The following is a 6,798-nucleotide window of genomic DNA, read 5'->3' on the forward strand; positions in this document are numbered from 1 at the left end:
CACTTCCCGTATCGAGAAGTGCCTCGTAAGTACTACATGTAAACGTACCATAATTTTTTAGCAATTTGTGCGAGCACAGGTGTGTGCTCTAATAAAAAATTAGCAAAAACAGAATGATTGGTTCGTGCCTGTACAAAATCAAATGGTAACATCACGATTAAATACATCATGATATAAATTGCTGCGTACATTTCGACCATACCAAGTACAGCTCCGCCAATGCGGCTTGAGTTTGGGAAAAATGGAATGTAAGCTAGATAGTCAAACATTGATACTATAATCTTACCTACAATCATGACAGCAAAATAAATCATTGCAAAAGCTAATATCCGATAAAATGTCATATCAGCATCTACATTTGTAAAATCTACAGCAGCTTTAGCTGTAGCTTCGATTCCAGGGTAAGGTACCCAAAAAACAAATTTTTCGGCTAATGCTTTATAAAAAATAATAGCTACAATACTTGCAATTGCCATGCTACCGATATGCAACGCCTGCATCGCAAGCCCTCGCTTAGCGCCAATAAAAAAGCCGAGTGCAAGCATAAGTAGTACAATAATATCTAACATTCACTTCAATCCTTTAATTTTCTCAGTTCTTCCTCAAGTAGCAATTGTTCATTTACAGCATTAACTGCCGTTAACACAGCTAGCTGAATACTATCGAGCGAGGGGTTTTTGGACTTTAGCTCTTTCATACGTTGATCTACTGTTCTTGCTACGAGACGCATATGCTCAACCGACTCAGGCCCCACCATATGATAGGTATTACCCGAAATCTCTACAGTGATTCGATTTTTTTCCAAGCATAGCACCTCCCCAACGCTGTCGCGTATCCTAATCAATAAAAAGCTATCTATAATGATAACACGAAACGCCCTAATTTGTGAATGTTACCCCTATAAAAATAAGGAGCGGCATTAAGCGCCGCTCCTAAAGGTTACTTTAATAATGATTTCAAGCAATGGTAATGTAAATGATGTGGGAATCATTGTACTTGGCAGAGTTGTAATATTGGTAATGCCAATACTAGCCTCACCTATCGTAAACCAATCAAGCTCACTGACGGTTTGTATTTCGCCGCTGACATGGTAATCTGCCACATAATATAACTCATCAGGATTAGCACACCACACCTCTGCCTCTTTTGTCGGGTCTAAGCCAAGCGTTGTAAAAAATGCCTGTAACTCAGGTGAAACATGCTTAATATGCTCCACATACGCACAACAATCCTCACAGCCACAGTGGATACTGTCTGCAATACTTGGTAGTGTGGTATACCAAGCTGCTGTTTTTACTGGATTAACATAGACAGTCCTATTATCGAACTTCAGTGCCTTCAATTGTAGCAATCGCCTTTAATACTTTATTATGTGCGGCTACAACTTCTTCGTCCTTAAGCGTATGTTCAGGGTCAAGATATGTTAATGAGAAGGCTACTGATTTTTTACCTTCTGCCATTTTATCACCTTCATAAACGTCAAACACAGTAATATTTTTTAGTAATTTTACATTTGCTTGTTTAATAGCTGCTACTACTTCACCTGCAGCTGTGTCCTTGTTCATCACTAATGCAATATCTCGTGACATCCCTGGGAAACGAGGTACAGCCGTATAACTTAATAGTGGTTTATCATTAGCTGCTGCAAGTAACGCAAATAAGTTAAGCTCCATGACATAAGTATCTTTAACGCCTACTTCTTTTTGTGTTGCTGGGTGTAAGCCACCGATTAAGCCGACCATTTCGCCGTCTAATAAAATATGTGCTGTACGACCAGGGTGTAAACCGTCAACTTCTGCCTTAACAAAGCTACTACGTGTTTGCAAACCTAGCTTCGTCATTAATGCCTCTACTACACCTTTTAACACGAAGAAGTCAACCTGTTTTGACTCACCTTGCCACGCATGATCTAACCACTTGCCTGTAATAACAGCTGCTACGTGTTCTTCTTCATAAGGTTGCCCGTGCTCGTTTTGCCCTAAGAATACTGAACCAACTTCGTAAAGTGCTACTGAACTATTATTACGTGCCACATTATACGCTACTGACTCTACTAATGAAGGAATTAAGCTTTGACGTAGCGTGCTACGTTCTTCACTCATCGGCATCATTAATTTTGTTACGTTTTCTTTTTTCAACGCATATTTTTGTGCGGCTTCTGATGACGTTAGTGAGTAAGTCATTGCTTGGTAAAGCCCTGCACCTTCCATCACATCACGTACGACACGACGGTCCGCTTGGTATGGTGTTAGTTTGCCAATTTGCGTTGCACCTTGTGGCAAAGTCATTGGAATTTGATCATAACCATAAAGGCGTGCAATTTCTTCTACGATATCTTCGGCAATTACAATATCTTGACGACGTGTTGGTACAGCTAATGTTAACTTACCATTTTCTGCAGTAACACCAAACTGTAGGCGCTCAAGGATTTCTTTCATTTCATCCATCGAAATTTTCATGCCCAAGCGTGTGTTCACAAAATCTGGTGAAACAATAATTTGTTTCTCTTCTTTATTTAACTCGTCAAAAATAACATCATCTGCTAATACCTCGCCACCAGCAAGCTCAACTAATAAACTTGCAGCGCGGTCTGCTGCTTTTTGAACGCGGTTAGGGTCAACACCTTTTTCAAAACGTGCTGAAGAATCTGAACGAAGCCCTAGGCGACGTGACGTTTGGCGTACGCCTTGTCCCTCAAAGTAAGCTGCCTCAATAACTACTGTTGTCGTTGCATCCGTTACCTCAGAGTTAGCACCGCCCATAACACCTGCGATAGCTACTGGCTCTTTACCATTTGTGATAACTAAATCTGTCGCTTGTAATGTACGTTCTTGTGTATCAAGCGTCACGATTTTTTCGCCTTCTGTTGCCTTACGCACAACAATCTCACCTGTTTGTAAACGGTCATAGTCAAATGCGTGTAAAGGTTGACCATATTCCATTAATACAAAGTTCGTAATATCTACTACATTATTTAATGGACGTACACCAGCTGCCATTAAACGCTGTTGTAACCAAAGTGGTGAAGGTTGTACTTGTACATTTTGCACAATTTTTGCTACGTACATTGGGTTAGCTTGTGTATCTTCTACACGTAGTGATAATTTATCACTTGCTTTCGCTGCAACAGGCGTAATTGCTGTATTTGGTAATGTTACAGTTGTATTTAAGATAGCCGCTACTTCGTACGCTACACCTAACATTGATAGTGCGTCTGAACGGTTTGGCGTTAGGTCTAACTCTAAAATCGTATCGCGGTAGTGTAAGTAATCAAGCGCATCTGTGCCTGGTACTACAGCACTTGCAATGACATAAATTCCTTCAGCATAAGCTTTAGGCACTAACTTACCTTCTACACCAAGCTCTTGTAGTGAACAAATCATACCGTTCGATACTTCACCACGTAGCTTTGCCTTTTTAATTTTCATACCACCTGGTAATACAGCACCTGGTAGTGCAACAATAACATTTTGTCCTGCATCGACATTTGGTGCACCGCAAATAATTTGTTGTAACTCATCTGCACCAACATTTACCTGACAAATACTTAGTTTATCAGCCTCAGGGTGTTTGTCCTTTGACACTACATGACCGATTACAACATTGCTCATATTATATGAACTGTCAATAACAGCGTCTACCTCAATACCCGAACGTGTAATACGCTCTGCTAATTCTGCATCTGTTAATGCTGATGTATCTACATACTCTTTTAACCAATTTAATGATACTAACATTTTGCTTCCTCCTTACGCTTCAGTTTCTTGGAATTGTGATAAGAAACGAACATCATTTGTATAGAAATGGCGAATATCATCAACGCCGTATTTTAACATCGCAATACGCTCTACACCCATACCGAATGCAAAACCTGTTACCTTCGTTGAATCATAACCTGCTTTTTCAAGTACGTTCGGGTGAACCATACCGCCACCTAGTACTTCAATCCAGCCTGTTTGTTTACATACGTTACAGCCTGAGCCTCCACATTTAAAGCATGAAATATCCATCTCTACAGATGGCTCAGTAAATGGGAAGAAACTCGGGCGTAAACGAATTTCGCGGTCCTGCCCAAACATTTTCTTCGCAAATAAATCTAGTGTACCTTTTAGGTCACTCATACGGATGCCTTCTGCTACAACTAGGCCTTCAATTTGCATAAATTGGTGTGAGTGTGTCGCGTCATCACTGTCACGTCGGAAAACTTTACCCGGGCAAATAATGCGTACATTCGCGCCTTCTTTTTTCTCCATTGTACGAGCTTGTACAGGTGACGTATGCGTACGTAATAAAATTTCTTCAGAAATATAAAACGTATCTTGCATATCACGCGCTGGGTGACCCTTTGGTAAGTTAAGTGCTTCAAAGTTATAATAGTCGCGCTCTACTTCAGGTCCCTCGGCTACTTCATAACCCATACCCATAAATAAATCTTCAATTTCTTCCACTACGCGTGATAGTGGGTGGCGGTTACCAATGCGCACCGTACGACCTGGTAACGTTACGTCAATTGACTCGCTTACTAGTTGTTCAGCAATTGCTTGTTGCTCAAGCTTTTCAGCGTGTTCTTCTAATACTTCCGTTACCTTTTGGCGCATTTCATTTACAAGTGCACCCATTTTCGGACGTTCTTCAGGTGATAGTTTACCCATCCCTTTTAATAAATCTGTAATTGGTCCTTTTTTACCTAAATACGCAACACGTACTTCGTTTAACTCTTTTGAATTTAACGCAGCTTTAATTTTTTGTAATACTTCTTCTTTTAACTCTTGTAAGCGTTTCTCCATTGCATAATGCCTCCTTAAATAGTGAAAAATGCATAAAAAAACCCCGCCCCAAAAAAGGGACGAGGATTAATCGCGGTACCACCCTAGTTACTGTATAAACAGTCACTTCATTTCGTTAACGACTTTTGGAAAGCCGACGCAGTTTTTGCTGCGCTGCTAGCAAGACGAATTCAAGTTAGGCTACTTTAATGAGCTTACAGTCTATGGCTCATACTCCCTACAAAGCGCTTCTATCTTTACTACTTCTTGATTTATGCATTTATTTATTATTACTACTTCATTATACGAAAGTCATTTTATAAGTCAAGCTTTCACAAGTGTATAAAGTAAAATACCCGTAGCTACAGCGACATTTAGTGACTCTGCACCTCCGCGCATCGGAATCATAATCGTTTGTGTTGCTTTGCTTAATAACTGTGGATTAATGCCGCTGCCCTCATTGCCTACAATTAATGCAAACTTTTCTTGAGGTTCTACTGCAGTAAGTGACACAGCTTCTTCTAAAGCTGTACCATATACAGGTATCGTCAACTCTGCTACATAATCCATTAAATCAGCGCGTACAATAGGAATATGGAAGTGTGATCCTTGTGCTGCACGTAAAGTTTTCGGGTTATATGCATCTGCACAGCCCTTACCTAAAATAACAGCATCCATACCAGCAGCATCTGCTGTACGAATCATCGTACCAATATTACCTGGATCTTGAACAGCGTCAATCAATAACACGCGGCTAAAATTATCTGCTACAACTTCGATTTGCTGACATACGGCAAAGACACCTTGTGAATTTTCTGTTTCAGCAAATTCTTTTGCCACAGCAGCGGTAACTTCTACCATTGCAAGGTCATCAATATCCCATAGCATTGGTAAATCAACATCTTCACGTACGATTAACTGTGTAATTTGTGATTTATTTTTTAATGCCTCTTCTACTAAATGAAAACCTTCAATAATAAACTCTTTTGATTTTTCTCGTTCCTTACGTACAACCGCAAGTTTCTTCCAATATTTCACTAATGAATTTTGTGTTGATTCAATTCTTTTTATCATGTTTTATACCATAGTGTTCATTACACTATGATGTACCCCCTAATTACAAAATGAGCTTAATTATATCATACATTAGCTAAGGCTTCATCATTTGAAAAAACATCTCTGCTTGGTCCATACGCCTTTTAAATGCCCTTTGACCAATCGTAATAATAAACTCGCTACCTTGATGGGTTTTAATTAGTGTTGTACCATCGTCTAGCGCTTTAGCTGTAAATTGACGTTGAAATAAATAAATACTGCCTTTATCAGCCTTTGGAAAAGGTATTGCTATAATCATATTCGTACTATATCCAATGAGGATGGGCGGTTGGCGTAATACACTTAATAATTTACGTGCTGCAATTACCCGCCCTTCGTAAGTAGATCCATTTAAATGACAAATTCTATTCATAAATGTGTTTATTCTACATGTAGAATAATAGACACCTTGACTCGCAATAATTCTAGTCATATAATGCTCCGTTTCATATGTTTCTACAGCTTGAATACTCAGCCATTCAATATGTCGGTAACCCCCTAATCCATTTAACACTATCACCATGATTTTTCACTAGCAAAGCTTCTGCTGACATCGCTCTACTAAGCCATCGCCAAAATGTTAACACGTTACAATCGTAACCACTTTCCTTTATCATCACTACTCATTTTGGCAATTCGGCTCCCCCTCCCTATGTATTGTTATTTCCATACATTATCACTACCATTAGTAGCAACAAATTTAATAAAACTTGTATTTTTATAGTTAACTATACCCAAAATAGGTAAATTACTTATTTTTATTTTACATTATTTTTTTGTTTTTTCTAGTTTTATTTGCGTTTCCTCTTATTTTTTCTCTTTAATGTTATTTTTCTATTATTTAATAATAGATTACTCACTATCACTCTATTACTGTTTCCACATAATCAATCGTAATATTATTATTGCTATCTATAAAATAAATAGAAAAAATTTG

At 38.8% G+C, this 6,798-nt stretch carries 7 protein-coding genes and 1 other annotated feature; all 7 genes read right to left on the minus strand.

Translation table 11 applies throughout. The features are described 5' to 3' along the window. Positions 1–32 precede the first annotated feature (32 nt). The 7 genes from CH76_RS06970 to CH76_RS13715 all read right to left on the minus strand — a co-directional run bounded on the left by CH76_RS06970 (position 33) and on the right by CH76_RS13715 (position 6,384). Positions 33–569, minus strand: a complete 537-nt coding sequence (locus CH76_RS06970; RefSeq protein WP_036144618.1) for a CvpA family protein — start codon at positions 567–569, stop codon at positions 33–35. A gap of 5 nt (positions 570–574) precedes the next feature. Further along, on the minus strand, positions 575–805 hold the full coding sequence (zapA, locus tag CH76_RS06975) for a cell division protein ZapA (protein ID WP_369792369.1): 231 nt from the start codon (positions 803–805) through the stop codon (positions 575–577). Between the two features lie 114 nt (positions 806–919). Then, positions 920–1,342, minus strand: coding sequence for a hypothetical protein (locus CH76_RS06980; protein ID WP_036144620.1), 423 nt, complete (start codon positions 1,340–1,342; stop codon positions 920–922). Beyond that, positions 1,320–3,737, minus strand: a complete 2,418-nt coding sequence (gene pheT / locus CH76_RS06985) for a phenylalanine--tRNA ligase subunit beta (protein WP_036144623.1) — start codon at positions 3,735–3,737, stop codon at positions 1,320–1,322. The genes CH76_RS06980 and pheT overlap by 23 nt, the downstream gene beginning before the upstream one ends. A 12-nt stretch (positions 3,738–3,749) precedes the next feature. Beyond that, positions 3,750–4,787 (minus strand): phenylalanine--tRNA ligase subunit alpha, encoded by a 1,038-nt coding sequence (pheS, locus tag CH76_RS06990; protein ID WP_036144624.1) that lies wholly within the window; start codon positions 4,785–4,787, stop codon positions 3,750–3,752. A 52-nt stretch (positions 4,788–4,839) separates the two neighbouring features. Further along, positions 4,840–5,050 (minus strand) — a binding site (T-box leader). A 40-nt stretch (positions 5,051–5,090) separates the two neighbouring features. After that, positions 5,091–5,837, minus strand: coding sequence for an RNA methyltransferase (locus tag CH76_RS06995; RefSeq protein ID WP_036144635.1), 747 nt, complete (start codon positions 5,835–5,837; stop codon positions 5,091–5,093). Positions 5,838–5,916: 79 nt separating this feature from the next. Next, on the minus strand, positions 5,917–6,384 hold the full coding sequence (locus CH76_RS13715; RefSeq protein ID WP_081892648.1) for a competence protein ComK: 468 nt from the start codon (positions 6,382–6,384) through the stop codon (positions 5,917–5,919). Positions 6,385–6,798: the final 414 nt, after the last annotated feature.

It is taken from the genome of Lysinibacillus sp. BF-4, assembly GCF_000743635.1.
Taxonomy (GTDB): Bacteria; Bacillota; Bacilli; order Bacillales_A; family Planococcaceae; genus Metalysinibacillus; species Metalysinibacillus saudimassiliensis.